The 24,220-nt window shown below is 64.5% G+C and carries 19 protein-coding genes and 1 riboswitch; of the genes, 11 read left to right on the top strand and 8 right to left on the bottom strand.

Features of this window, described 5'->3' with window-relative positions; translation table 11 throughout:
* Window positions 1-102: 102 nt before the first annotated feature.
* Window positions 103-1,056: a glutathione synthase gene (gene gshB / locus FEM01_RS09810; RefSeq protein WP_138219242.1), complete on the bottom strand. Its 954-nt coding sequence runs from the start codon at window positions 1,054-1,056 to the stop codon at window positions 103-105.
* A 255-nt stretch (window positions 1,057-1,311) separates the two neighbouring features.
* Between gshB and FEM01_RS09805 the strand changes: the two genes are divergently transcribed.
* From FEM01_RS09805 to trhA, 7 genes are all read left to right on the top strand, one after another.
* Window positions 1,312-1,713, top strand: a complete 402-nt coding sequence (locus FEM01_RS09805; protein ID WP_138219241.1) for a response regulator — start codon at window positions 1,312-1,314, stop codon at window positions 1,711-1,713.
* Window positions 1,714-1,759: 46 nt separating this feature from the next.
* The gene (pilH, locus tag FEM01_RS09800) at window positions 1,760-2,125 is read left to right on the top strand and encodes a twitching motility response regulator PilH (RefSeq protein WP_138219240.1); all 366 of its coding nucleotides are present in this window, start codon (window positions 1,760-1,762) and stop codon (window positions 2,123-2,125) included.
* The gene (locus FEM01_RS09795; RefSeq protein WP_138219239.1) at window positions 2,122-2,676 is read left to right on the top strand and encodes a chemotaxis protein CheW; all 555 of its coding nucleotides are present in this window, start codon (window positions 2,122-2,124) and stop codon (window positions 2,674-2,676) included. The genes pilH and FEM01_RS09795 overlap by 4 nt, the downstream gene beginning before the upstream one ends.
* Window positions 2,677-2,724: 48 nt before the next feature.
* Window positions 2,725-4,746, top strand: coding sequence for a methyl-accepting chemotaxis protein (locus FEM01_RS09790; RefSeq protein WP_431188581.1), 2,022 nt, complete (start codon window positions 2,725-2,727; stop codon window positions 4,744-4,746).
* Between the two features lie 8 nt (window positions 4,747-4,754).
* Window positions 4,755-9,626 (top strand): hybrid sensor histidine kinase/response regulator, encoded by a 4,872-nt coding sequence (locus tag FEM01_RS09785; protein ID WP_138219414.1) that lies wholly within the window; start codon window positions 4,755-4,757, stop codon window positions 9,624-9,626.
* Window positions 9,619-10,080, top strand: a complete 462-nt coding sequence (locus FEM01_RS09780; RefSeq protein WP_138219237.1) for a chemotaxis protein CheW — start codon at window positions 9,619-9,621, stop codon at window positions 10,078-10,080. The genes FEM01_RS09785 and FEM01_RS09780 overlap by 8 nt, the downstream gene beginning before the upstream one ends.
* A gap of 104 nt (window positions 10,081-10,184) precedes the next feature.
* On the top strand, window positions 10,185-10,802 hold the full coding sequence (gene trhA / locus FEM01_RS09775) for a PAQR family membrane homeostasis protein TrhA (protein ID WP_138219236.1): 618 nt from the start codon (window positions 10,185-10,187) through the stop codon (window positions 10,800-10,802).
* Here trhA and FEM01_RS09770 read toward each other — a convergent pair.
* Together FEM01_RS09770 and FEM01_RS09765 are read right to left on the bottom strand one after the other, a co-directional pair.
* Entirely contained in the window at window positions 10,799-11,518 is a 720-nt protein-coding gene (locus FEM01_RS09770) for a 16S rRNA (uracil(1498)-N(3))-methyltransferase (protein ID WP_138219235.1), read from the bottom strand. The two genes, trhA and FEM01_RS09770, sit on opposite strands and share 4 nt — an antisense overlap.
* A gap of 184 nt (window positions 11,519-11,702) precedes the next feature.
* A complete protein-coding gene (locus FEM01_RS09765) occupies window positions 11,703-13,109 on the bottom strand; it encodes an adenosylmethionine--8-amino-7-oxononanoate transaminase (protein ID WP_138219234.1) in 1,407 nt (468 codons plus the stop codon).
* A 217-nt stretch (window positions 13,110-13,326) separates the two neighbouring features.
* Between FEM01_RS09765 and FEM01_RS09760 the strand changes: the two genes are divergently transcribed.
* The 3 genes from FEM01_RS09760 (at window position 13,327) to FEM01_RS09750 (ending at window position 16,597) form a co-directional block, all read left to right on the top strand.
* Complete coding sequence (locus FEM01_RS09760) at window positions 13,327-15,207, top strand: flavin monoamine oxidase family protein (protein WP_138219233.1); 1,881 nt, start codon at window positions 13,327-13,329, stop codon at window positions 15,205-15,207.
* 225 nt (window positions 15,208-15,432) lie between these two features.
* Entirely contained in the window at window positions 15,433-15,984 is a 552-nt protein-coding gene (locus FEM01_RS09755) for a cytochrome b (protein ID WP_138219232.1), read from the top strand.
* Between the two features lie 34 nt (window positions 15,985-16,018).
* The gene (locus FEM01_RS09750; RefSeq protein WP_138219231.1) at window positions 16,019-16,597 is read left to right on the top strand and encodes a YceI family protein; all 579 of its coding nucleotides are present in this window, start codon (window positions 16,019-16,021) and stop codon (window positions 16,595-16,597) included.
* Between the two features lie 115 nt (window positions 16,598-16,712).
* Here the strand turns inward: FEM01_RS09750 and FEM01_RS09745 are convergent, their stop codons facing one another.
* The 4 genes from FEM01_RS09745 to ahcY form a co-directional block, all read right to left on the bottom strand.
* Window positions 16,713-18,605: a DEAD/DEAH box helicase gene (locus FEM01_RS09745; RefSeq protein WP_138219230.1), complete on the bottom strand. Its 1,893-nt coding sequence runs from the start codon at window positions 18,603-18,605 to the stop codon at window positions 16,713-16,715.
* Window positions 18,606-18,829: 224 nt separating this feature from the next.
* Window positions 18,830-19,609 carry a substrate-binding periplasmic protein gene (locus FEM01_RS09740; protein WP_138219229.1) on the bottom strand — a complete coding sequence of 260 codons (780 nt, stop codon included), beginning with the start codon at window positions 19,607-19,609 and terminating at the stop codon, window positions 18,830-18,832.
* A 106-nt stretch (window positions 19,610-19,715) separates the two neighbouring features.
* Window positions 19,716-20,561 carry a methylenetetrahydrofolate reductase [NAD(P)H] gene (gene metF, locus FEM01_RS09735; RefSeq protein WP_138219228.1) on the bottom strand — a complete coding sequence of 282 codons (846 nt, stop codon included), beginning with the start codon at window positions 20,559-20,561 and terminating at the stop codon, window positions 19,716-19,718.
* A 165-nt stretch (window positions 20,562-20,726) separates the two neighbouring features.
* Window positions 20,727-22,136, bottom strand: coding sequence for an adenosylhomocysteinase (ahcY, locus tag FEM01_RS09730; protein ID WP_138219227.1), 1,410 nt, complete (start codon window positions 22,134-22,136; stop codon window positions 20,727-20,729).
* A 21-nt stretch (window positions 22,137-22,157) separates the two neighbouring features.
* Window positions 22,158-22,253: riboswitch (S-adenosyl-L-homocysteine riboswitch) on the bottom strand.
* A gap of 178 nt (window positions 22,254-22,431) precedes the next feature.
* Between ahcY and FEM01_RS09725 the strand changes: the two genes are divergently transcribed.
* Entirely contained in the window at window positions 22,432-22,833 is a 402-nt protein-coding gene (locus FEM01_RS09725) for an acyl-CoA thioesterase (protein WP_138219226.1), read from the top strand.
* Window positions 22,834-22,885: 52 nt separating this feature from the next.
* On the opposite strand, the gene FEM01_RS09720 is transcribed toward FEM01_RS09725, so the two are convergent.
* Window positions 22,886-24,124, bottom strand: coding sequence for a cation:proton antiporter (locus tag FEM01_RS09720; protein WP_138219225.1), 1,239 nt, complete (start codon window positions 24,122-24,124; stop codon window positions 22,886-22,888).
* Window positions 24,125-24,220 lie beyond the last annotated feature (96 nt).

Below are 24,220 nucleotides of genomic sequence, written 5' to 3'. Positions count from 1 at the left end.
CAAGAGCGGTTCGGTGCAGGCCGGTTGGTGCTTGTGGCTTGCGGCTTGAAGCTTGCGGCTGCGCATCATACCCCACTGCGCGGTATTGCCGCGTGTCCTCGGTCAGCGTGCCTGCAACTGGCGATCAATGGCGTCCATCAACTGGCCACCGATATTGGTGTTGAACGCTGCATCGATCTCGCGGATGCAGGTTGGGCTGGTGACGTTGATTTCGGTGAGGTGCTCGCCGATCACGTCCAGGCCGACGAACAGCAGGCCTTTGGCACGCAGGGTCGGGCCGACCTGGGCGGCGATCCAGCGGTCGCGCTCGGTCAGCGGGCGGGCCTCGCCACGTCCACCGGCGGCCAGGTTGCCGCGGGTCTCGCCGCTGGCCGGGATGCGTGCCAGGCAGTAGTCCACCGGCTCGCCGTCGATCATCAGGATGCGCTTGTCGCCGTCCACGATGGCCGGCAGGTAGGCCTGCGCCATGATCTGCTGCGCGCCCAGGGCGGTAAGGGTTTCGAGGATAACCGACAGGTTCGGGTCACCGGCGCGGTGGCGGAAGATCGAGGTGCCGCCCATGCCGTCCAGCGGCTTGAGGATCACATCGCCATGCTCGGCGGCGAATTGGCGGATGATGTCCGGGCGGCGGCTGACCAGCGTCGGCGGGGTGCACTGCGGGAACAACGTGGCAAAGAGCTTTTCGTTGCAGTCGCGCAGGCTTTGCGGGCGGTTGACCACCAGCACGCCTTCGGCTTCGGCCTGCTCCAGCAGGTAGGTGCTGTAGACGAACTCCATGTCGAAAGGCGGATCCTTGCGCATCAGGATCACGTTCAACTCTGACAGCAGGCTGTCCTGTTCATCGCCAAGCTCGAACCAGCGCGCCGGGTCGGCGAACACCTTCAGCGGGCGCATCCGTGCGCGGGCCTTGCCCTGGGCCTGGTACAGGTCGCGCTGCTCCATGTAGAACAGCTCCCAGCCACGTTCCTGGGCGGCCAGCAACATGGCCAGCGAGCTGTCCTTTTTGTAGGAGATGGACGCGATGGGGTCCATGACAATCCCGAGGCGAACGCTCATGGGGTAATTCCTCTTGGCGGCCACTGGCCGCGATGGCACGAAAATGAAAGTGGCTCAGGGTGGCGCCGGGCGCGCGCCTGGTCAAGGGGCGGGCAGATGGAATGGCTACCGGGACTGTGTTAAAAAGGCGCGAACAAGCTTCAAGTTTCGAGCCGCAAGCTACAAGAATGAAGCCCTGTGCAGCGATCTGCTCTTTCTTGCCGCGTGTGCTCGCAGCTTGCCGCTCAGGCGAGAGCAGCAATGGTGGCAAAATCTATGGAACACCCCCTGAAGGTGATGGTGATCGACGATTCGCGCACGATCCGCCGCACTGCGCAGATGTTGCTCGGCGAGGCCGGTTGCGAGGTGATCACCGCCAGCGACGGCTTCGATGCCCTGGCCAAGATCGTCGATCACAAGCCGCACATCATCTTCGTCGATGTGCTCATGCCGCGCCTGGACGGTTACCAGACCTGCGCGGTCATCAAGCACAACCACGAATTCAGCGACACCCCGGTGATCCTGCTGTCTTCCCGCGATGGCCTGTTCGACAAGGCCCGCGGTCGGGTGGTGGGTTCCGACCAGTTCCTGACCAAGCCGTTCAGCAAGGAAGAACTGCTCGATGCGATCCGTGCCCACGTGCCCGGTTTCGTCGAGCAGCCGCAACACGCACCCTGACACCGCCCGCCGAGGCGGCGTTTCACGTTCCTCATGGGGAAAGAGCATGGCCCGAGTTCTGATTGTCGACGACTCGCCGACAGAAATGTACCGATTGACCGAGTGGCTCGAAAAACACGGCCACCAGGTCCTCAAGGCCGACAACGGCGCCGACGGCGTGGCCCTGGCCCGCCAGGAAAAACCCGACGCGGTGCTGATGGACATCGTCATGCCTGGCATGAACGGCTTCCAGGCCACCCGCCAGTTGAGCAAGGACCCGGAAACCAGCGCCATTCCGGTGGTGGTGGTGACTGCCAAGGATCAGGAAACCGACCGCATCTGGGCGGCCCGCCAGGGCGCCCGGGATTTCCTGACCAAGCCGGTCGAGGAAGACGCGCTGATCGCCAAGCTCAGCGAGGTGCTCGGCGCTTGACCACCCGCCCCCAGGGCGCGTCGCTGACCGCCTTCGAGTTGCTGCTGGACATTGACCGGCGCTGTCGCCTGCTGGTGGCCGACCAGCCGCTGCAAGACACCCGCCTGCAGCAGTGGAGCGGCATCGGCTTTCGCATCGCCGGGCAGTGGTTCGTCGCGCCCATGGGCGAGGTCGCCGAGGTTCTGCGTGAGCCCCGCAGCAGCCGTGTGCCGGGTGTACAGCCCTGGGTGCGCGGGATGGCTAACCTGCGTGGGCGGTTGCTGCCGGTGATGGATCTGTGTGCGTTTTTCGGACTGGGGCCGGCAGCGCCAGGCAAGCAGCGCCGGGTACTGGTGCTTGATTACGAAGATCTGTTTGCCGGGTTGCTGGTCGACGAGGTGATGGGGCTACAGCACTTCGCTTTGAACAGTCTGGAGCTGTCGCCGCCGCAGCCGCTGATCCGCGCGGCCGCGCCTTACGTCCAGGGGCATTTCCCGCGTGAGCGCAATTGGGCGATCTTCAGCCCGTTCGCCCTGGCCCAGGCGCCGGGCTTTCTCGATGTGGCGTTGTAGAGGATTTTCGACGTGAACAAGCCGGGCCCTTCCGTTTCTCCCGCCGCCGTGGCCCAGCGCCCGCGCAGTACTGCGCAGATCACCGTGCTGTTCGTGGTCCTGATCCTGTCGATCATTCTGCTGTTCGCCAATTTCGCCTACCTCAACACCCAGTCCAATCACGACAAGCAGTACATCGGGCATGCCGGCGAGTTGCGCGTGCTCTCCCAGCGCATCGCCAAGAACGCCACCGAGGCGGCCACCGGCAAAGCCTTGGCGTTCCGTCAGCTGAGCGATGCGCGCAACGATTTCGAGCGGCGTTGGGACTACCTGCGTCATGGCGACAAGAGCACCGGCTTGCCGTCGGCACCGGCCGCCGTGCGCGAGGAAATGGATGCGGTGCGCCAGGACTGGGACAACCTGCGCAAGAACACCGACACCATCCTGGGCAGCGAGCAGACCGTGCTGTCGCTGCACCAGGTAGCGGCGACCCTGGCCGAAACCGTGCCACAGTTGCAGGTCGAGTATGAAAAGGTGGTCGAGATTCTGCTGCAAAGTGGCGCCCCGGCCGCTCAGGTGGCCGTGGCCCAACGCCAGTTGCTGCTGGCCGAGCGCATCCTCGGATCGGTCAATACGGTGCTGGCGGGCGACGAAGCCTCGGTGCAGGCCGCCGATGCGTTTGGCCGCGATGCCAGCCGTTTCGGCCAAGTGCTCGAAGGCATGCTGGCGGGCAATCCGGCCATTCACGTGACCCGGGTCGAGGACACCGACGCGCGTGCGCGTCTGGCGGAAATCTCCGAGCTGTTCCAGTTTGTCGCAGGTTCGGTCGACGAGATCCTCGAAACCTCGCCCGAGCTGTTTCGCGTACGCGAGGCCGCCAGCAACATCTTCAGTCTTTCCCAGACCCTGCTTGATGAAGCCTCGCACCTGGCCAACGGCTTCGAGAACCTTGCAGGCGGACGCACCCTGGATACCGTAGGCGGCTACGTGCTTGGCCTGCTGGCACTGGCCTCGATCATCCTCATCGGGCTGGTGATGGTGCGCGCCACCCACCGCCAGTTGCGCGAGACCGCCGAGAAGAACGAACGTAACCAGCAGGCGATCATGCGCCTGCTGGACGAAATCGAAGAGCTGGCCGACGGCGACCTGACCGTCACAGTGTCAGTCACCGAGGACTTCACCGGGGCCATCGCCGATTCGATCAACTACTCGGTCGACCAACTGCGCGACCTGGTCGCCACTATCAACCACAGTGCCGAGCAGGTGGCGGCGGCGGTGCAAGACACGCAGAACACTGCGCGCCAGTTGGCCAAGGCTTCGGAGCATCAGGCCGACCAGATCAGCGAGGCGTCCGAGGCTGTCGGCGACATGGTCGAGTCGATCGACCGGGTATCGGCCCACGCCTACGAGTCGGCCAAGGTGGCCGAGCGCTCGGTGGCCATCGCCAACAAGGGCAATGAGGTGGTGCACAACACCATCCATGGCATGGACAACATCCGCGAGCAGATCCAGGATACCGCCAAACGGATCAAGCGTTTGGGCGAATCTTCCCAGGAGATTGGCGATATCGTCAGCCTGATCGACGACATTGCCGACCAGACCAACATTCTCGCCCTCAACGCGGCGATCCAGGCCTCGCTGGCCGGCGAGGCCGGGCGTGGGTTCGCCGTGGTAGCCGACGAGGTACAACGCCTGGCCGAGCGTTCGTCTTCGGCCACTCGGCAGATCGAAGCGCTGGTACGCACCATCCAGGCCGACACCCACGAGGCAGTCACCTCGATGGAGCAGACCACCGCCGAGGTTGTCCGTGGCGCGCGGCTAGCCCAGGACGCCGGCGTGGCGCTGGCCGAGATCGAAGGCGTGTCGCAGACCTTGGCCGAGCTGATCCACAGCATTTCCGATGCCGCCCAGTTGCAGACCTCTTCAGCCGGGCAGATTTCCCACACCATGGCGGTGATCCAGCAGATCACCGCGCAGACCTCCGCAGGCTCCGGCGCCACTGCCGATAGCATTCGCCACCTGGCGCGCATGGCCAGCGAGATGCGCCGCTCGGTGTCCGGTTTCACCTTGCCCAAGGTCGAGCGCTCGTGAATGGCGTGATGGCGGGTGATACCCGCCACGACACCGTGGCCCTGGCCTGGGCCAAGGCGCCGATCCTCGACTGCCTGGGCCAGGCGCGCCAGGCGTTGGAGCGCTTTTCCGGCACCCCGGACGACGTGTCGATCCTGGCCTTCTTCATCGACAACCTGCATCAGGTACATGGCTGCCTGCGTATGTTCCAGCTACCCGGCGCCACGCGTCTGGCCGAAGAGCTGGAACTGCTCGGACGAGCCCTGGCCGAGGGCCAGGTCAGCCCGCGCGGCGATTGCCTGGGGGCGTTGTTCCGCGGGCTTGAGCAACTGCCGCCCTACCTCGACCGGCTGCGCGGTGCGCGGCATGACCTGCCGCTGGTGGTTCTGCCGCTGCTCAACCAGTTGCGGCAGTGCCGTGGTGCCGAACCCTTGGCCCAAGGCAGCCTGCTGGGTGAGTTCGGCCAGCGCCTGGCGGGTGCGGCGGACCTGGCCGACCTCGACCTGTCGCTGGGCAGCTGGCGCGAGCACATGCAGGCCGGCCCTGGGCGCGACGCGCTGCGCTCGGTAGTGATGGCCTTGTGCGATGACCTGATGCGTATCAAGGAGCACCTGGACCCTGTCGTGAATGCCGAGCGCCCACCGCGCGAACCGCTGCAGGCCCTGATCGCGCCGCTGCGGCATGTCGCCGACACCCTTGCGGTGCTGGGCTTCCAGCAGCCGCGACGGGTGATCATCGACCAGGTGCTGGCGCTGCAAGCCCTGGTCGAGCAGGACGATGCGGCCGACGAAGCGCTGCTCATGGATGTAGCCGGCGCACTGTTATATGTCGAGGCGACCCTCAACGGCATGGTCGGGCCGTTGGAAGAGACCACACCTGGCAGCCTGCCTGGCGCGGACCTGGCCGATACCCGCCAACTGGTGCTCAATGAGTCGCTGAACGTGTTGCAGCAGGCCAAGGACCTGATCGGCGATTGCCTTGAGTCGGACTGGTCACGCCAACACCTGCAAGCGCTGCCCGGCTTGTTCCACCAAGTTCGCGGGGCCATGGCCATGCTCATGCTGCCGGTGGCCGCCGAACTGTTTGCCGGTTGCGCAGGCTACGTACAAGGCTGGCTGGGGCATCTGGAGCAAGAGCCGTTGCCTGACGAGCTGGCGCACCTGGCCGATGCCCTGTGCGCCTGTGAGGCCTACCTGCAATGGCGCGTGGCCGATCCGCTGGCCGACGCGCAGCGTTTCATCGACATGGCCCACGCCAGCCTGGCCGCGCTTGGGGTGCAGTGCCGCTCCTGCGAGGCCAGCCCGCAGGCCTTGGCGGCGATCGATGGCATCGACGACGAGCTACGCGAGGTCTTTCTCGAAGAGGCCGGCGAGCTGCTGCCGGAGGTTGAGCGGCACTGGCTACGATGGCGCGCCGACAACAGCCTGCGCGATGCCCTGGTGGAAGTGCGCCGTGCCCTGCACACGCTCAAGGGCAGTGGGCGCATGGTGCACGCCCAGGCCCTGGCAGAGCTGGCCTGGGGCGCCGAGCACCTGCTCAACCGTGTGCTCGAAGGGCGCATCGTGCTTAGCGCCGAAGGGCTGGTGGCGTTGCAGCAGGTGTTCGTGCGCCTGCCCGACCTGTTGGCCGACTTTGCCGCCGGCCTGGTGCCGGCTACCGCCGAAGTCGAGCAGTTGGCCGCCCACCTGCACGCGCTGGCGCTAAACGATGCCGCGCCCGGGGCCAACATTGACGGGCTCGACCCGAACCTACTGGAGATCTTCCGCAACGAAGCCCAGGGCCACTTGGCCGGGCTCGATGCCTGCCTGCAAGCCGCCGACCCCACAGGCACGCCAGTCAGCGACAGCTTGCAGCGCGCCCTGCACACCCTCAAGGGCAGCGCGGCGATGGCTGGGGTGATGCCAGTGGCAGAACTGGCCACGGCGCTGGATCGCCTGGTCCGCGAATACAAAGCCCACGAGCAGCCCCTGCTGCTGGTGGAGATCGAATTGCTGGAAGCCGCCCGGGCGCTGTTCCACCTGGGCCTGGCGCAGTTGGGCAGCACGCCGTTGGCTCCGATCCCTGGTGCGGTCGAGCTGATCGAGCAGGTCGGCCAGACCGTCGATGCGCGGCTCGCCCAGCAGCACACCGAGCTGCATCCGGCACGCCGCAGCCGCCGCGATCCGCAGTTGCTCGCAGCCTTCCTCGGCCAAGCCATGGATATCCTGCTGGAGGCCGACACCTTGCTGGCCGAGTGGGAGCAACACCCCACGCAGCGCCAGGGGCTCGAAACCCTGCTCGATGTCATGACCCAGCTCGGCCACGCCGCACACCAGGCCGAGCTGTGGCAGGTGGACGAAGTCTGCGAAGGCTTGCTCGACCTGTACGGGGCCGTGGAGGAGGGTAGCTTGTCGGCCTCGGCGCGCTTCTTCGGCGTGGCCCGCGAGGGCCACGAAAGCCTGTTCGACCTGCTCGACGAAATTGCCGCAGGCCAGGACCCGAGTGCCCGTCCCGAGTGCCTGGCGGCCTTGCGCGGGCTGCTCGACGATGCCCTCGACCCGAGCGCGCTGGGGGTGGTCGGCGGCCAGACGGTACAGCCGCTGGCGGTGGCGCCGGATGACACCGAAGCGAACGCCGGCGACAAGGAACTGTTGGAGGTCTTCCTCGAAGAAAGCTCGGACATCGTCGAGAGCGCCGCCGAATCCCTGGCCCGTTGGCAGGCCGACCCCCGTAGCACGGTGGAGGTCGAAAACCTGCTGCGCGACCTGCACACCCTCAAGGGCGGTGCGCGCATGGTCGAGATCGCCGCCATCGGCGACCTGGCCCATGAACTGGAATTTCTCTACGAACTGCTCGCCGCCGGGCGTTTGCCGCCGACGCCAGCGTTGTTCAGCCTGCTACAAAACTGCCATGACCGCCTGGCGCACATGCTTGATGCGGTGCGCCTCGGCCAGCCACTGCATGCTGCCACTGCGCTGATCGACTACATCCGCAACTTCTCCAGCGCCGCATTGACCGATAGCGCCGCAGGCCAGCCGCACCTCGAGACGGCAACGGCCGAGGCGCCTGCCGTCGCCCCGGAGCGGGCTGCTGACATGGTCAAGGTCGATGCCGAGTTGCTGGACGACCTGGGCAACCTGGCCGGCGAGCATGCGGTGATTCGCGGGCGGATCGAGCAACAGGTCAACGATGCCCAGTTCGCCCTCAGCGAAATGGAAACCACCCTGGAGCGCATGCGTGACCAGCTGCTGCGCCTGGATATCGAGACCCAAGGGCGGATCCTGAGCCGCCAGGCGTTCGAAAGCGACGTCTACGACGACTTTGACCCGCTGGAGATGGACCGTCACTCGCAGTTGCAGCAGCTGTCGCGGGCGTTGTTCGAGTCGGCCTCGGACCTGCTCGACCTGCGCGAGACGCTGCTACAGCGCTCGCAGGAGACTTACAGCCTTTTGCAGCAGCAAGCGCGGGTCAACAGCCAACTGCAAGAGGGCCTGACTGCCACGTTGATGGTGCCGTTCGAGCGCCTGGTGCCACGCCTGCAACGGGTGGTGCGGCAGGTCGCCAGCGAACTGGGCAAGCAGGTCGAGCTGGTGGTGGGCAACGCTGAGGGCGAGCTGGACCGCAGCGTCCTGGAGCGTATGGTGGCGCCGCTCGAACACATGTTGCGCAACGCCGTGGACCACGGTCTGGAGTCGCGCGAGGCGCGCCTGGCCGCCGGCAAGCCGGAGTTGGGCACCATTCACCTTAACTTGCTGCACGAAGGCGCCGATATCGTCATCGAGATGAGTGACGACGGCGCCGGTGTGCCGTTGGAGGCCGTGCGCAGCAAGGCGATCAAGCGTGGGCTGCTGTCACCCCATGCGCAGCTCAGCGACCATGAAATCTTGCAGTTCATCCTGCGTCCCGGCTTTTCCACGGCAGAAAAAATTACCCAGATCTCTGGGCGTGGGCTGGGCATGGACGTGGTGCATGAGGAGGTCAAGCAGCTCGGCGGCTCGATGAGCATCGAGTCGAGCCCAGGCCGGGGCGCGCGCTTCCTGATTCGCCTGCCGTTCACCGTGTCGGTGAACCGCGCGTTGATGGTGCACCTGGGCGATGAGCAATACGCCATCCCGCTGAACACCATCGAGGGCATCGTACGGGTGCCACCTGCGGAGCTGGAGGCTTGCTATCGCCGCGATCCGCCGCGCTACAGCTATGCCGGACACGATTATGCCCTGCGCTACCTTGGTGAGCTGGTGCAGGGCAGTGGCCAGCCTGCCTTGCTGGGGCAGAGCGTGCCACTGCCGGTGCTGTTGACGCATTCGCACGAGCAGTCGTTCGCGATCCAGGTCGATAGCCTGTCAGCGAGCCGCGAGATCGTGGTCAAGAGCCTGGGGCCGCAGTTCGCGGCGGTACCTGGCTTGTCGGGTGCGACCTTGTTGGGGGATGGCCGGGTGGTGCTGATTCTCGACCTGCTGGGCCAGTTGCGCGGTCAGCAGCGGCGCCTGGCGCGCTTGCCGGGGGAGGCCGACAACCCGCGCTCGTTGATCGGCCCGGCACCGCGTCGGCCGCTGCTGGTGATGGTGGTGGACGACTCGGTGACCGTGCGCAAGGTCACCAGCCGCCTGCTGGAGCGCCACGGAATGAGCGTGCTGACCGCCAAGGACGGAGTCGACGCCATGGCCCTGCTCGAAGAGCACCGCCCCGATGTGCTGCTGCTGGATATCGAGATGCCGCGCATGGACGGTTTCGAAGTGGCGACGCGGATCCGCCGCGATGCGCGTTTGCAGCACCTGCCGATCATCATGATCACCTCGCGCACCGGGCAGAAGCACCGTGACCGGGCCATGGCCATCGGGGTCAACGATTACCTCGGCAAGCCCTACCAGGAGTCGGTCCTGTTGCACAGCATCGCCCATTGGAGCCAGCCGCATGCTTGAACATATCGCCAGACAGCGCAGCAGCCTGACCGGGCTTTTGCTGCCCCTGGGTGATCGTACCCTGGTGTTACCGAATGTCGCCGTGGCCGAGCTGATCGGGCAACGCGCGCCAGTGTGCGAGCCGGGTGAGCACACCTGGCATCTGGGCTGGGTGGACTGGCGCCAGCAGCGCCTGCCGTTGATCGGCTTCGAGGCGGCCTGTGGCGGGCAGACACCGTGCGGTGAGCGGGCCCGGATCGTGGTGCTCAACGCGTTGGGCGATACCGGGCTGCGCTACTTGGCGGTGCTGCTGCAGGGTATTCCGCGCTCGTGCAAGTTGGACAGCCAGCTCAACTACGTCGATGTGCCGCTGGCCGGGCTTGAACTGGCGGCGGTACAGGTGGGCGAGCAGGTCGCCCGAGTGCCGGACCTGGCGGGGCTGGAAAGACTGGTGCGTGACGCGCAACTTTCTTGAGCTTCAAGTTGTAAGCTGCAAGCGGCAAGCTGATCACTGCGGCTCCCCTCTTGCTTGGTGCTTGCAGCTTGAAACTTGAGGCTAGCGAAGAGGTCTGTGTTTGCATGTATTACGGTGAACGCTTCAACGCCTGGACGCATCTGGTCGGTGCGGTCCTTGCCTGTATCGGGGCCATTTGGCTGATCGTCGGTGCCGGCCTGCAGGGCGATCCGTGGAAGATCGTCAGCTTCTCCATCTACGGCTTCACGCTGCTGTTGCTCTACAGCATTTCCACCCTGTACCACAGCACGCGCGGGCGAGCGAAGCGGGTGATGCGCAAGCTCGATCACCTGTCGATCTACTTGCTGATCGCCGGCAGCTACACACCGTTCTGCCTGGTCAGCTTGCGCGGGCCGTGGGGCTGGAGCCTGTTCGGGGTGGTCTGGGGGCTGGCGCTGATCGGCATGCTGCAAGAGATCAAGCCGCGCTCTGAGGCGCGGATCCTGTCGATCGTGATCTACGCGGTGATGGGTTGGATCGTGCTGGTAGCGGTCAAGCCGCTGCTGCACAGCCTGGGCACGGCGGGCTTTGGCTGGCTGGCGGCTGGCGGTGTGTTGTACACCGTCGGCATCATTTTCTTCGCCTTCGACAGCCGTTTTCGCCACTGGCACGGCATCTGGCACCTGTTCGTCATCGCTGGCAGCCTGATGCACTTCATCGCGGTATTTTTCTACGTCCGCTAGAAATCACCCCACAGTTGCTGCGCCACCGACAGCGCCACCACCGGCGCGGTCTCGGTGCGCAGCACCCGTGGGCCGAGGCGCGCGGCATGGAAACCGGCGGTCTTGGCCTGCTCCACCTCGGCATCGCTCAGACCGCCTTCGGGGCCAATCAGGAACGCCAGGCGGGCGGGTTTGGCGTGGCTGGTCAGCGGCTGCGCAACGGGGTGGAGCACCAGCTTGAGGTCCGCCTCGGTCGCTTTGAGCCATTCGGCCAGGGTGAGCGGCGGGTGGATCACAGGCAGGGTCGAGCGACCGCATTGCTCGCAGGCGCTGATCGCTACTTGGCGCCAGTGGGCCAGGCGCTTGTCGGCGCGTTCATCCTTGAGCCGTACTTCGCAGCGTTCGCTGACGATCGGGGTGATGGCGTTGACCCCCAGTTCAGTGGCTTTCTGGATCGCCCAGTCCATGCGCTCGCCGCGCGACAGGCCTTGGCCAAGGTGCACATGCAACGGTGAGTCGGCCTGACCGGGCAGGGTTTGTTCGAGGCTCACGCGCACGCTCTTCTTGCCCACTTCAAGCAGTTGGCCGAGGTATTCCTGGCCACTGCCGTCGAACAGTTGCACGGCGTCGCCGGCGGCCATGCGCAGCACGCGGCCGATGTAGTGGGCTTGGGCTTCGGGGAGATCGTGCTCGCCAAGGCTCAGGGGGGCGTCGATGAAAAAGCGGGACAGTCTCATGTTCAGGCTCGGAATGTGGTGGCGGACATCGCCCTGTGTGAGGCCTTGCCGGGGCGCCGGACCGGTCGCAAAGGGCTGCGAAGTGACCCCAGAGTGCAGCTTCGCAGCGGAAATAGCAGGGGCCGCGTTGCGGCCTTTCGCGGCGCAAGGCGGCTCCTACACACGGGCGCGTACAGGTTAGGGTCTAGCCCGGATCGCGGAAGTCAGGGTGGAAGTTTGCAGGCACCGCCACGCTGACGCTATCGCGGGTGGCAATGTCGATCCCTTCGCTGGCCACTTCGGCAAGGAAGTCGATCTGCTCGGGGGTGATCACGTAGGGCGGCAGGAAGTACACCACGCTGCCCAGCGGACGCAGCAGCGCGCCCCGGCTCAGGGCATGCTCGAACACCTTCAGGCCGCGCCGTTGCTGCCAGGGGTAGGCGACCTTGCCGGCCTTGTCCTGGACCATTTCGATCGCCAAGGCCATGCCGGTCTGGCGGATTTCCGCGACATGGGCGTGTTCGGCCAGGTGCGCAGTGGCACTGCCCATGCGCGCGGACAGGGCCTTGTTGGCCTCGATCACGTTGTCCTGCTCGAAGATATCCAGGGTCGCCAGCGCGGCCGCGCAGGCCAGTGGGTTACCGGTGTAGCTGTGCGAGTGGAGGAACGCGCGCAGGGTCGGGTAGTCGTCGTAGAACGCCTGGTACACCTTGTCGGTGGTCAGGCAGGCGGCCAGCGGCAGGTAGCCCCCGGTCAGGGCCTTGGACAGGCACAGGAAGTCCGGGCGGATGCCGGCCTGCTCGCAGGCGAACATCGTGCCGGTGCGGCCGAAGCCCACGGCGATCTCGTCGTGGATCAGGTGCACATCGTAGCGGTCGCAGGCCTCGCGCAGCAGCCTGAGGTACACCGGATGGTACATGCGCATACCACCGGCACCCTGGATCAGCGGCTCGACGATCACCGCCGCGATGCTGGCGTGGTGTTCGGCCAGGGTCTGCTCCATGGCGGCGAACATGTTGCGTGAATGCTCTTCCCAGCCCATGCCTTCGGGGCGCAGGTAGCAGTCCGGGCTGGGCACCTTCAGTGTGTCCAGCAGCAGAGCCTTGTAGGTTTCGGTGAATAGCGGCACGTCGCCTACCGACATCGCGGCGATGGTTTCGCCGTGGTAGCTGTTGGTCAGGGTGACGAAGCGTTTCTTGTCCGGCTTGCCGGTGTTCTGCCAGTAGTGAAAGCTCATTTTCAGCGCAACTTCGATGCACGATGAGCCGTTATCGGCGTAGAACACCCGCTCCAGGCCTGCCGGGGTCATCGCCACCAGGCGCTCGGACAGCTCGATCACCGGCTGATGGCTGAAGCCTGCCAGGATCACATGCTCCAGCTGATCGACCTGATCCTTGATGCGCTGGTTGATGCGTGGGTTGGCGTGACCGAACACGTTGACCCACCAGGAACTGACCGCATCGAGGTAGCGTTTGCCCTCGAAGTCTTCGAGCCAGACGCCCTCGCCACGGCGGATGGGGATCAGCGGCAGTTGCTCGTGGTCTTTCATCTGGGTGCAGGGGTGCCACAGGACCTTGAGGTCGCGCTGCATCCACTGATCGTTGAGGCCCATGGGCACTTCTCCTGGCGGTACGGCTTGGTTTGACCGCGTTAGCCTAAGCAATGCCGAGGGGCAGGACAACCGCAGCCGAAGATGAAAAAACCAGCCGGCAAAGGCACTTGATGTCGCTGTGCTGGCGGGGGGGCGGGGGCTGACGTATTCTTAGCGCACTTTTCTCGGGGCGTTCCTCCCCTTTATTTCTGTCACTTCTGATCCGGAGTTCGCCGACATGGCTGCTGCTTGGGTGCGCCTGTGCGCGTTGGTATTGATTGGTGTGTCCAGTGGTGCGGCCCTGGCCAAGGACAAAACCCCGACGGCGATCGTCGTCGGCGGTGGCCTGGCAGGTTTGACGGCGGCCTACGAGCTGCAAGGCAAGGGCTGGCAGGTGACCTTGCTCGAAGCCAAGTCGGGTATCGGCGGGCGCTCTGGCCTGGCCACCAGTGAATGGATTGGCAATGGCAAGACGCAGCCGGTGCTCAACCAGTACCTGGAGCGCTTCAAGGTTGGCACCTTGCCGGCGCCTGAGTTCGTGCGCACCCCTGGCTATCTGATCGACGGCGAGTACTTCAGCGCCGCCGACCTGGCCGCCAAGCAACCGGCCACGGCCGAGGCGCTCAAGCGTTACGAAAAGACCCTCGATGACCTCGCGCGCTCGATTGAAGACCCGCTGAACCCGGCCGCCAACAGCACTTTGTTCGCGCTCGACCAGATCAACGTCGCCACCTGGCTGGATAAGCTGCAACTGCCCGCCACCGCCCGCCAGTTGGTCAACCAGCAGATCCGCACGCGCTATGACGAACCTTCGCGCCTGTCGCTGCTGTACTTCGCCCAGCAGAACCGCGTGTACCGCAACGTCAGCGACCGCGACCTGCGCGCTGCGCGCCTGCCTGGTGGCAGCCCGGTGCTGGCCCAGGCCTTCGTCAAGCAGCTCAAGACCATCAAGACCAGCTCGCCGGTCACCGCCATCGTGCAGGACAAGGACGGCGTGACGGTCAAGGTCGGTGCTGTAGGCTACCAGGCCGACTACCTGGTGATGGCCGTGCCGCTGCGCGCACTGGCCAAGATCCAGATCACACCCGGCCTGGACAACCAGCACCTGGCCGCGCTCAAGGGCACCAACTACGGCTGGCGCGACCAGTTGATGCTCAAGTTCAAGAACCCGGTGTGGGAGAGCCGTGCGCGCATGTCGGGCGAGATCTTCAGCAACACCGGCCTTGGTATGCTGTGGATCGAGCCGGCGCTCAAGGGTGGCGCCAATGTGGTGATCAACCTGTCTGGCGATAACGCCCGCCTGTTGCAGGCGTTTGGCGACAAGCAGATGGTCGATCAGGTGCTGATCCGCCTGCACGCCTTCTATCCACAGGCCCGTGGAGCCTTCACCGGCTACGAGGTTCGTCGTTACAGCACCGACGCAGGCACAGGAGGCGCCTACCTGGCCTATGGTCCGGGCCAGATCAGCAAGTTCTGGCGCCTGTGGGAGCGCCCGGTACAGCGAATCGCCTTCGCGGGCGAGCACACCGATGCGCTGTACCCCGGTACGCTGGAAGGCGCACTGCGCAGTGGCCAGCGCGCCGCCAGCCAAGTGCAGGATCTGGCGGCGGGCAAATCGTTCGACCCGGTCAAGGCTGCACCGGTAGCGGCGGCTGCTGCTGCAGGGACGGCCGCTGCCGTCGCGACCAAGGACAAGGGCGGCTTCTTCTCCAACCTGTTCGGCGGTTCGTCCGCCAAGACTGAGGCCAAGCCAGAGGCCGCTAAGGCTGAAGCTCCCAAGCAAGACAAACCTGGCTTCTTCTCGCGTCTGTTCGGGATGGGTGACAAGCCTGAGGTCAAGGCCGCTCCGGCCGCCAAGGCTGAGACCGTGGCCCCGGCGCCGGTCGCCGCTCCTGCAGCGCCCGCCGCCCCTGCACCGACCCCGGCTGCCAGCGTGGCTGAGCAAGCGCCGGCCAAAGTGGCGCCTGCCAAGCCCGCTGCAGCCAAACCTGCAGCCCACAAGCCGGCCGCCAAGCAGACGCACAAGCCTGCCGCCAAGCCTGCGCCGGCGAAGAAGTCCGCCGCCAAGACCGAGCCTGCGAAAAAGGCCGTGACCAACACCCAGGCCAAGGCCAACTGATGTGAGCCCCGGCCAGGCCCGCTCCGCACTACACGATGGGGGGTGGGCTTGCCCGGCGGTGTGTCTCCAAATCCCCCTTGCGTGCCTCTGGCGTTAATGTTTCCTTAACGGGACGCTTGCACACTAAATATCGGATTATTAGATAATCCGAAGCAATTTTTTCCGCTTTTATTCGATACGTTACGCGCTAGTCTGTGGACAGCTTTCACGGGGAAATACGCCAACATGCAATTGCGCAACTCATCTTCTCGCTATGGCGCTGTCAGCCTCGTCCTGCACTGGGGCGTGGCACTGGCAGTGTTTGGCCTGTTCGGCCTTGGGCTGTGGATGGTGGGGCTGGATTACTACAGTCCATGGCGCAAGTCGGGTCCTGACCTGCACAAGAGCATCGGCATGGTTTTGCTGGCGGTCATGGTGCTGCGGGTGCTCTGGCGCTTCGTCAGCCCACCGCCGCCGGCACCAGCCAATCATGGCCCACTGACCCGGATTTCGGCCAAACTCGGCCACTTGGCGTTGTACCTCGGGTTGTTCGCAGTCATGGCGGCGGGCTACCTGATTTCTACCGCCGACGGTGTGGGTATCCCGGTGTTCGGACTGTTCGAAGTACCGGCACTGATCAGCGATTTGCCTGATCAGGCCGATACCGCCGGGGTGATCCACCTGTGGTTGGCCTGGGGGCTGGTGATTTTTGCCGTGCTGCATGGCCTGGCAGCCTTGAAACATCATTTCATCGACCGTGACGCGACCCTCACCCGTATGCTGGGCCGCAAAGCTTGACTCTCAACCTCAATTGCAAAGGAAGGAAGTAAGGATGTTGAAAAAGACTTTTGCCGCTCTGGCGCTCGGTTCCGCTCTGATCTGTGCCGGCCAGGCCATGGCCGCCGAATACAAGATCGACAAGGAAGGCCAGCACGCGTTCGTTGACTGGAAAATCAGCCACCTGGGCTACAGCTTCATCCACGGTACCTTCAAGGACTTCGACGGTAACTTCACCTGGGACAGTGCCAAGCCTGAAGCCAGCAAGATCAGCGTGGACCTGAAAACCGCAAGCGTGTGGTCCAACCACGCCGAACGTGACAAGCACATCGCCAGTGCCGACTTCCTGGACGTCAAGAAATACCCAGACGCCAAGTTCGTCTCCACCGCCGTCAAGTCCACCGGTGCCAAGACCGCTGACGTGACTGGCGACCTGACCCTGCACGGCGTGACCAAGCCGGTCACCTTCAAGGCTACCTTCAACGGTGAGGGCAAGGATCCGTGGGGCGGCGAGCGTGCTGGCTTCAATGCCACCACCACCCTGAACCTGAACGACTTCGGCATCAAGGGCCCGGGCCCAACCTCGCAGACCCTGGACCTGGATATCAGCGTCGAAGGCGTGAAGCAGAAGTAATCGGCTTCGCCAGTAACGAAAACGCCGCCCTAGGGGCGGCGTTTTTATTTGTGCGACAGGTGCTTCATCGAAGGTTTGCCAGCGCCTACAGTGCTGTGGGCGCTGGCGCGGTCCTTCAGCCCTTGCGGGTCAGCAGCGCCGGGCGCTCGCCGCGTGGGCGGCTTGGCAGATCGTCCAGTTGCTCGGGGGTTGGGTAACGGTCGAGCTTGGATTCCTTGCGGATGATCACCGGCGCCGGCTGCGAGTCGCGCGGGTTGCGCACGGCGGGTTCCTGGCGAGCGGTGTCATCGCGGCGGTTACGGCCGCCGTTGTTGTCGCGACGGGCCCCGTTGTTGCCAGCGCCGCCATTGCGGGCGCGTTTTTCACCGGAACCCTGGCCTTGGCGCTGCTGGCCATTGCCACGGCCTTGACCCTGACCACCACCACCGCTGCGTTGACCCTGCGCCTGACCCTGGCCACCATTGCCACCCGGACGGCGGTTGCGGCCTTGGTTCTTGGCATTCTGGTAGGGGCTGACGTAGTCGGCGCGGTTACCGAAGTTGTCGACGTCGTCATCCAGGAATTCTTCCGGGTCACGGTCGGCAGCGGGTTTTGGGATGGCGCCCTGACCTTGCGCGGCCTGTTGCTGGCGTGGCTTCTTGTCACGCTGCTTGCGCTGTTGGCCTTGTGGCTTGTCGCCGGACTTTTCCTTGTCGGCAGGCTTCTCGGCCGCAGGCTTGTTCTTGCCTTTGTCCTTGCCCTTGTCCTTGCGCCCGCCGCTGCCTTCCTTGCCGGCTTCGCCACGGGACTGCTGGTTGCGTCCACCGCGGCCGTTGTTCTGCTGGCGCTCGCGTACTTCGGGTTTCTCGGCTTCGACTTGCGAAGCGTCGAAGCCCATCAGGTCACCGTCCGGGATCTTCTGCTTGGTGACCCGCTCGATGCTCTTGAGCAGTTTTTCTTCATCGGGTGCGACCAGCGAGATAGCTTCGCCCGAGCGACCGGCACGGCCGGTACGGCCGATACGATGGACGTAGTCTTCCTCGACGTTGGGCAACTCGAAGTTGACCACGTGCGGCAGTTGGTCGATGTCCAGGCCGCGTGCGGCGATGTCGGTGGCCACCAGCACACGTACGCTGTTGGCCTTGAAATCGGCCAGCGCCTTGGTGCGGGCGTTCTGGCTCTTGTTGCCGTGAATCGCTGCAGCAGTCAGGCCGTGTTTCTCGAGGTACTCGGCCAGGCGGTTGGCGCCATGCTTGGTGCGTGTGAACACCAGCACCTGTTCCCAGGCGCCCAGGGTGATCAAGTGCGCCAGCAGGGCGCGCTTGTGGCTGGCCGGCAGGCGATAGACGCGCTGCTCGATGCGCTCGACGGTGGTGTTCGGCGGCGTGACCTCGATGCGCTCGGGGTTGTGCAGCAGCTTGTCGGCAAGGTCGGTGATGTCCTTGGAGAAAGTCGCCGAGAACAGCAGGTTCTGGCGCTTGGCCGGCAGGCGTGCCAGCACTTTCTTGACATCGTGGATGAAGCCCATGTCGAGCATGCGGTCGGCTTCATCGAGTACCAGGATCTCGACCTTGGACAGGTCGACGCTGCCTTGGCCGGCGAGGTCGAGCAGGCGGCCTGGGCAGGCGACCAGTACGTCGACGCCCTTGGCCATGGCCTGGACCTGTGGGTTCATGCCGACGCCGCCAAAGATGCAGGCGCTGATGAAGTTCAGGTCGCGCGCATAGATCTTGAAGCTGTCGTGTACCTGGGCGGCCAGTTCGCGAGTCGGCGTTAGCACCAGCACGCGAGGCTGGCGTGGGCCGTGGCGCTGTGACTTGTCAGGGTGGCCACCCGGGAACAGGCGCTCGAGAATCGGCAGCGCGAAGCCGCCGGTCTTACCAGTACCTGTCTGGGCGGCAACCATCAGGTCGCGGCCTTGCAACACGGCGGGGATAGCCCGCTGTTGCACCGGAGTGGGCTGGGTATAGCCCGCAGCCTCGATAGCGCGGACAAGAGCCTCGGAGAGACCGAGGGAAGCAAAGGACATGGGCAATCCTGTTCTCGTGGGGGCTGGGCCCTATGGGGTGTTCTGCCTGGCGCGACGGGCATCTGAGGGATGCGATCGCGTCCGGTCCAGCTGGGCGGTCACGGCGCATCCAGGTTCATGGCAGGTCTGCACTGAACAGTGCGCTGCCGTGTGTCTGGAAGGCTGTGGCGGGGCCGAGCGTCCGGGCGTGAGCCGGGCGGGAAGGCCCGAGTATAACAGAGCAATCAGGGTGTGCTGCGTTCCTGCTGCTCAACGGTGAAAGGAAAATCGCCCGTGCTGTCGTAACGCGCCTGAATTTCGGCATAGGCCGGCTCCTGTCGGAAGCGTCGCAGCTCCGCGGAAAAGGCTATGGCCAGGGCTTCGCGGCCCGGTTTACGGGCCAGGCCCAGGTATTGCAACTGGCGGCTGATGACCAGCGGCAGCTCGTCGACACGTGCTTGCAGCCCCAGTTGTCGACGCAGGAAGCGGCCAACCTGACGGTCGGTCACCAGCAAGTCGATGCGCCCGAGCATCAGCTTGCCGAAGTTGGCCTCCTGGGTGGGGGCTGGCTCGCGGCGAAACAGTGGCGAGTCGTTGAACCCGGCGCCATAGTTGTAGCCCGGCGAGGTGCCCACGGTCAGCCCTGCAAGGTCCTTGAGACGCTCGACCTGATGCGGGCGAGTGCTGGCTTGGAACAGCACGAATTCGACCTGGGACATGGGTTCGTCGGGGTAGACCAGGAACGTTTCCCGCGCCTGGCTTTGGAAGATATCCATCACGCCATCGGCCAGGCCCTGCTGGACCATCGCCAGGCAGCGCCGCCACGGCATGAACTCCCACTGCACCTCGTATCCCAGGCGGCGGAACACTTCGTTGGTGACTTCGTAGTCGATACCCTTGGGCTGGCCGTTTTCCAGGTAGATGTAGGGGGCCCAGTCGTCGCTGACGATGCGCAGGCGGTCGGCCTGGGCCACAGGGCTCAGGCACGCGAACAGCAACAGGCAGGCAAGGGTCAGTGTACGCATGGCGGGAGAGTACGCTGGGCGCACGATCTAGGCCAGTGTCTGCGTGCAGGTCGCGGTGCTGGTGTGGGCAAGGCCTTGAATGGCTTCAACACCTTGCCCATGACCTTCAGCGGGGTAGCTTGAGGTTGTTCCAGATCGCCAGGCTTGGTTCGGCCTGGTTCAAGGTGTAGAAGTGCAGGCCCGGTGCGCCGCCTTGCAGCAGCTGTTCGCACAGGCGGGTGATCACTTCTTCACCGAAGGCCTGGATGCTGGCGGTGTCGTCGGCATAGGCTTCGAGTTGCTTGCGGATCCAACGTGGGATCTCCGCGCCGCAGGCGTCGGAGAAGCGCGCCAGCTTGCTGTAGTTGGTGATTGGCATGATGCCTGGCACCACCGGGATGTCCACGCCCAGCTTCTGCGCTCGTTCGACGAAGTAGAAGTAGCTGTCGGCGTTGAAGAAGTACTGGGTGATGGCGCTGTCGGCACCGGCTTTGACCTTGTGCACGAAGTTGGCAAGGTCTGCCTCGAAGTGGCGAGCCTGCGGGTGCATTTCGGGGTAAGCGGCCACTTCGAGGTGGAAGTGGTCAGCGCTTTCCTGGCGGATGAACTCGACCAGGTCGCTGGCGTAGCGCAGCTCACCGCTGGCCATGCCCATGCCCGAAGGCAGGTCGCCGCGCAGGGCGACGATGCGCTGGATGCCGGCAGCCTTGTATTGTTCCAGCAGGGCACGCAGTTCGGCCTTGGTGTCACCCACGCAGGACAGGTGCGGGGCGGCCGGAACCTTCACTTCGCTTTCCAGCTGCAGCACGGTGTTCAGGGTGCGGTCGCGGGTCGAGCCACCAGCGCCATACGTGCAGGAGAAGAAATCCGGGTTGTAGCTGGCCAGCTGGCGGGCGACGCCCATCAGTTTTTCGTGGCCGGCATCGGTCTTGGTGGGGAAGAACTCGAAACTGTAGCGGCGTTCTTGTGACATCTCTCGGTCCTCAGCAGCAAGCGTTGGGCGGCAAGCTGCAAGTAAAAGCCAGATCGGTGATGGCCGATCTGGCTTGGGCATCGTTCAAGGACAGTCAGGCTTGAGCTGCAGGTTGCAACGGCAGGCTCTGCCGTTTCTTGCCGCTTGCAGCTGCATGCCTGCCGCTTAGTAGCGGTAGGCGTGCGGCTTGAACGGACCTTCGACGGTCACGCCGATGTAGTCGGCTTGCTGCTGGGTCAGTTTAGTCACCACGCCACCGAAGCCACGGACCATTTCCAGGGCCACTTCTTCGTCGAGTTTCTTGGGCAGCACTTCGACGGTCAGGCGCTCGGCTTTCTTCTCGGCTGGCAGGTCAGCGTACTTCTGCTGGAACAGGAAGATCTGTGCCAGGACCTGGTTGGCGAACGAGCCGTCCATGATGCGGCTTGGGTGACCAGTGGCGTTGCCCAGGTTCACCAGACGGCCTTCGGCCAGCAGGATCAGGTAGTCGTCGTTCTGTGGGTCGAACTCACCAGCGCCGGTACGGTGGATCTTGTGCACCTGCGGCTTGACCTCTTCCCATGCCCAGTGCTTGCGCATGTAGGCGGTGTCGATTTCGTTGTCGAAGTGACCGATGTTGCACACCACGGCACGCTTTTTCAGGGCCTTGAGCATGTTGGCGTCGCAGACGTTGACGTTACCGGTGGTGGTGACGATCAGGTCGATCTTGCCCAGCAGGGCCTTGTCGATGCTCGCTTCGGTACCGTCGTTGATGCCGTCGATGAACGGCGAGACCAGCTCGAAGCCGTCCATGCAGGCCTGCATGGCGCAGATCGGGTCGACTTCGGTCACCTTGACGATCATGCCTTCCTGACGCAGCGACTGGGCCGAACCCTTGCCCACGTCACCGTAGCCGATCACCAGGGCTTGCTTGCCCGAAAGCAGGTGGTCGGTACCGCGCTTGATGGCATCGTTGAGGCTGTGACGGCAGCCGTACTTGTTGTCGTTCTTGCTCTTGGTGACCGAGTCGTTGACGTTGATCGCCGGGACCTTCAGCTCGCCCTTGGCCAGCATGTCCAGCAGGCGGTGCACGCCGGTGGTGGTCTCTTCGGTGACGCCGTGTACGCGCTCAAGAACCGCCGGGTACTTCTTGTGCAGCAGTTCGGTCAGGTCGCCGCCGTCGTCGAGGATCATGTTGGCGTCCCATGGCTGGCCATCCTTGAGGATGGTCTGTTCCAGGCACCACTCGTATTCTTCTTCGGTTTCACCTTTCCAGGCGAACACCGGGATACCCGCAGCGGCGATGGAGGCGGCGGCCTGGTCCTGGGTGGAGAAGATGTTGCAGGACGACCAGCGTACTTCGGCGCCCAGGGCAACCAGGGTCTCGATCAGCACGGCAGTCTGGATGGTCATGTGGATGCAGCCCAGGATCTTCGCACCCTTGAGCGGTTGCTCGGCGAGGTACTTGCGACGCAGGCCCATCAGCGCAGGCATTTCCGATTCGGCAATGATGGTTTCGCGACGACCCCAGGCGGCCAGGGAGATGTCGGCGACTTTGAAATCGGTGAAACCTGCAGGCGTGTTTACAGCGCTCATGAAGAGCCTCCATTCGTAGTGTGCGAATGGGCGCCGTTGTGCGTTGAGCGTCCGCGTGGCGGACAACGCCCCGTTCGAGCCTGACAGGGTGAACCTGCTGCAGCGCCCCTCGACCGGGTGGCGGGATGGCCGCCCGTGCGGGGGCCATTGGAATCGGCGGGGATTATAGCCGGGGCTATGTGACACACCCAAGACTTTCTGTCGATTTATCGCGACGATAGTCGATGCTCAATGGAGCGTGACTCGCCGGTCTGCCATCATGGAGGCACGTCAAACATGCAGGTTAGGAGTATCGATGAACTTTCACACCCGCAAGTGGGTTAAACCCGAAGACCTCAACCCCAACGGCACGCTGTTCGGCGGCAGCCTGCTGCGCTGGATCGACGAAGAGGCGGCGATCTACGCCATCGTGCAGTTGGGCAACCAGCGCGTGGTGACCAAGTACATTTCCGAGATCAACTTCGTCAGCGCGTCGCGTCAGGGCGACATCATCGAGCTAGGCATTACCGCCACCGAATTCGGCCGTACCTCCATCACCCTCAAGTGCGAAGTGCGCAACAAGATCACCCGCAAGGCAATTCTCACCGTCGACAAGATGGTCTTCGTCAACCTGGGCGACGACGGCTTGCCGGCGCCGCACGGGCGTACCGAGATCAAGTACATCCAGGACCAGTTCCCGGACTCTGCGGTCGAGTGAGCGCTGACCGGGTGGCCGCGGGGCACGTGCGGTGCCCCGCCCACGCCTGGGTTCAGGCCGAAGGCTGGCTGACCCCGCGCACCACCTTGCCGATGGTCAGGCCCTGCACCAGGATCGACGACAGCACCACGATGTAGGTGATCGACAGCAGCAAGTCGCGCTCCTCGCCCATGGGCAACGACAGCGCCAGGGCCACCGATACGCCGCCACGCAAGCCACCCCACGTCAGAACCCGCACGGTCCCCTGCGGCACTGCTCGCCAGCGGCGCAGCAGGACAATGGCGGGCGCCACGGTGAGCAGACGCGACAGCAGCACTGCCAGCGCCAGCACGCCACCGGCTGCCAGGTGCATCCAGTTGAACGGCAGCAGTAGCAGTTCCAGGCCGATCAGGGCGAACAACAAGGCGTTGAGCATGTCGTCGATCAGCTCCCAGAACGCGTCCATGTAGCGACGGGTCATGTCGTTCATCGCCAGGTTGCGCCCCAGGTTGCCGATGATCAGGCCCGCCACCACCATGGCGATCGGCGCCGATACGTGCAGCTCGTAGCACATCGCCGAGCCGCCAATCACCAGGGCCAGGGTCAGCATCACCTCCACCTGGTACTGCTCGACGCTCTTGATCATGCGGTAGGTGGCGTAGCCGATCAGGCCACCGAACACCACGCCGCCGATGGCTTCGCGGGCGAACAGGGTGGCGGTGTCGGCCACACTTGGGGTCTCGCCCAGTTCGATGATGCCCAGCAACACGGTGAACACCACGACCGCCGTGCCATCGTTGAACAGTGATTCACCCACGATGGTGGTTTTCAGCGGCTTGGGCGCGTTGGCCGTGCGCAGTGCGCCGAGCACGGCAATCGGGTCGGTCGGCGAAATCAGCGCGCCGAACAGCAGGCAATAGATCATCGGCACGTTCCAGCCGAACAGCGCGAAAACCCAGTGCGCCAGGTAGCCGATCATTACCGTGGCGATCAGTACGCCGAAGGTCGCCAGCAGGCCGATGGGCCAGCGGTAGCTGCGTAGGTCGGTCAGGTTCACGTGAAGCGCGCCGGCAAACAGCAGGAACGACAGCATCCAGTGCATCAGCAGGTCGTTGAAGTCGATCTGGTTCATCAGGCTTTCGACGCGCGCTTCGAGCCCAGGGAACCCGATCAGGCTCAGGCCCTGAAGCATCAGCGAGAACAGCAGGGCCGTGACCATGACGCCAATGGCCGGTGGCAAGCCGATGAAGCGGTAGTTGACGTAGGTGAGGAGGGTGGTGAGGCAGATAAACGCGGCAACTAATTCAAGCATCCCGAATCCTGTGACAGTGGCTTCCAAGTCGTTACCCGAATGGCTCGGGCAGTTCTTTGATGACCTGGCGTGCGGTTCGGGACACACCTTATGACC

The sequence above is a fragment of the Pseudomonas mosselii genome (genome assembly GCF_005796105.1).
Taxonomy (GTDB): domain Bacteria; phylum Pseudomonadota; class Gammaproteobacteria; order Pseudomonadales; family Pseudomonadaceae; genus Aquipseudomonas; species Aquipseudomonas mosselii_C.
Note: the sequence above shows the minus strand (reverse complement) of the source record. Positions and strands in the feature narration are given on the sequence as shown.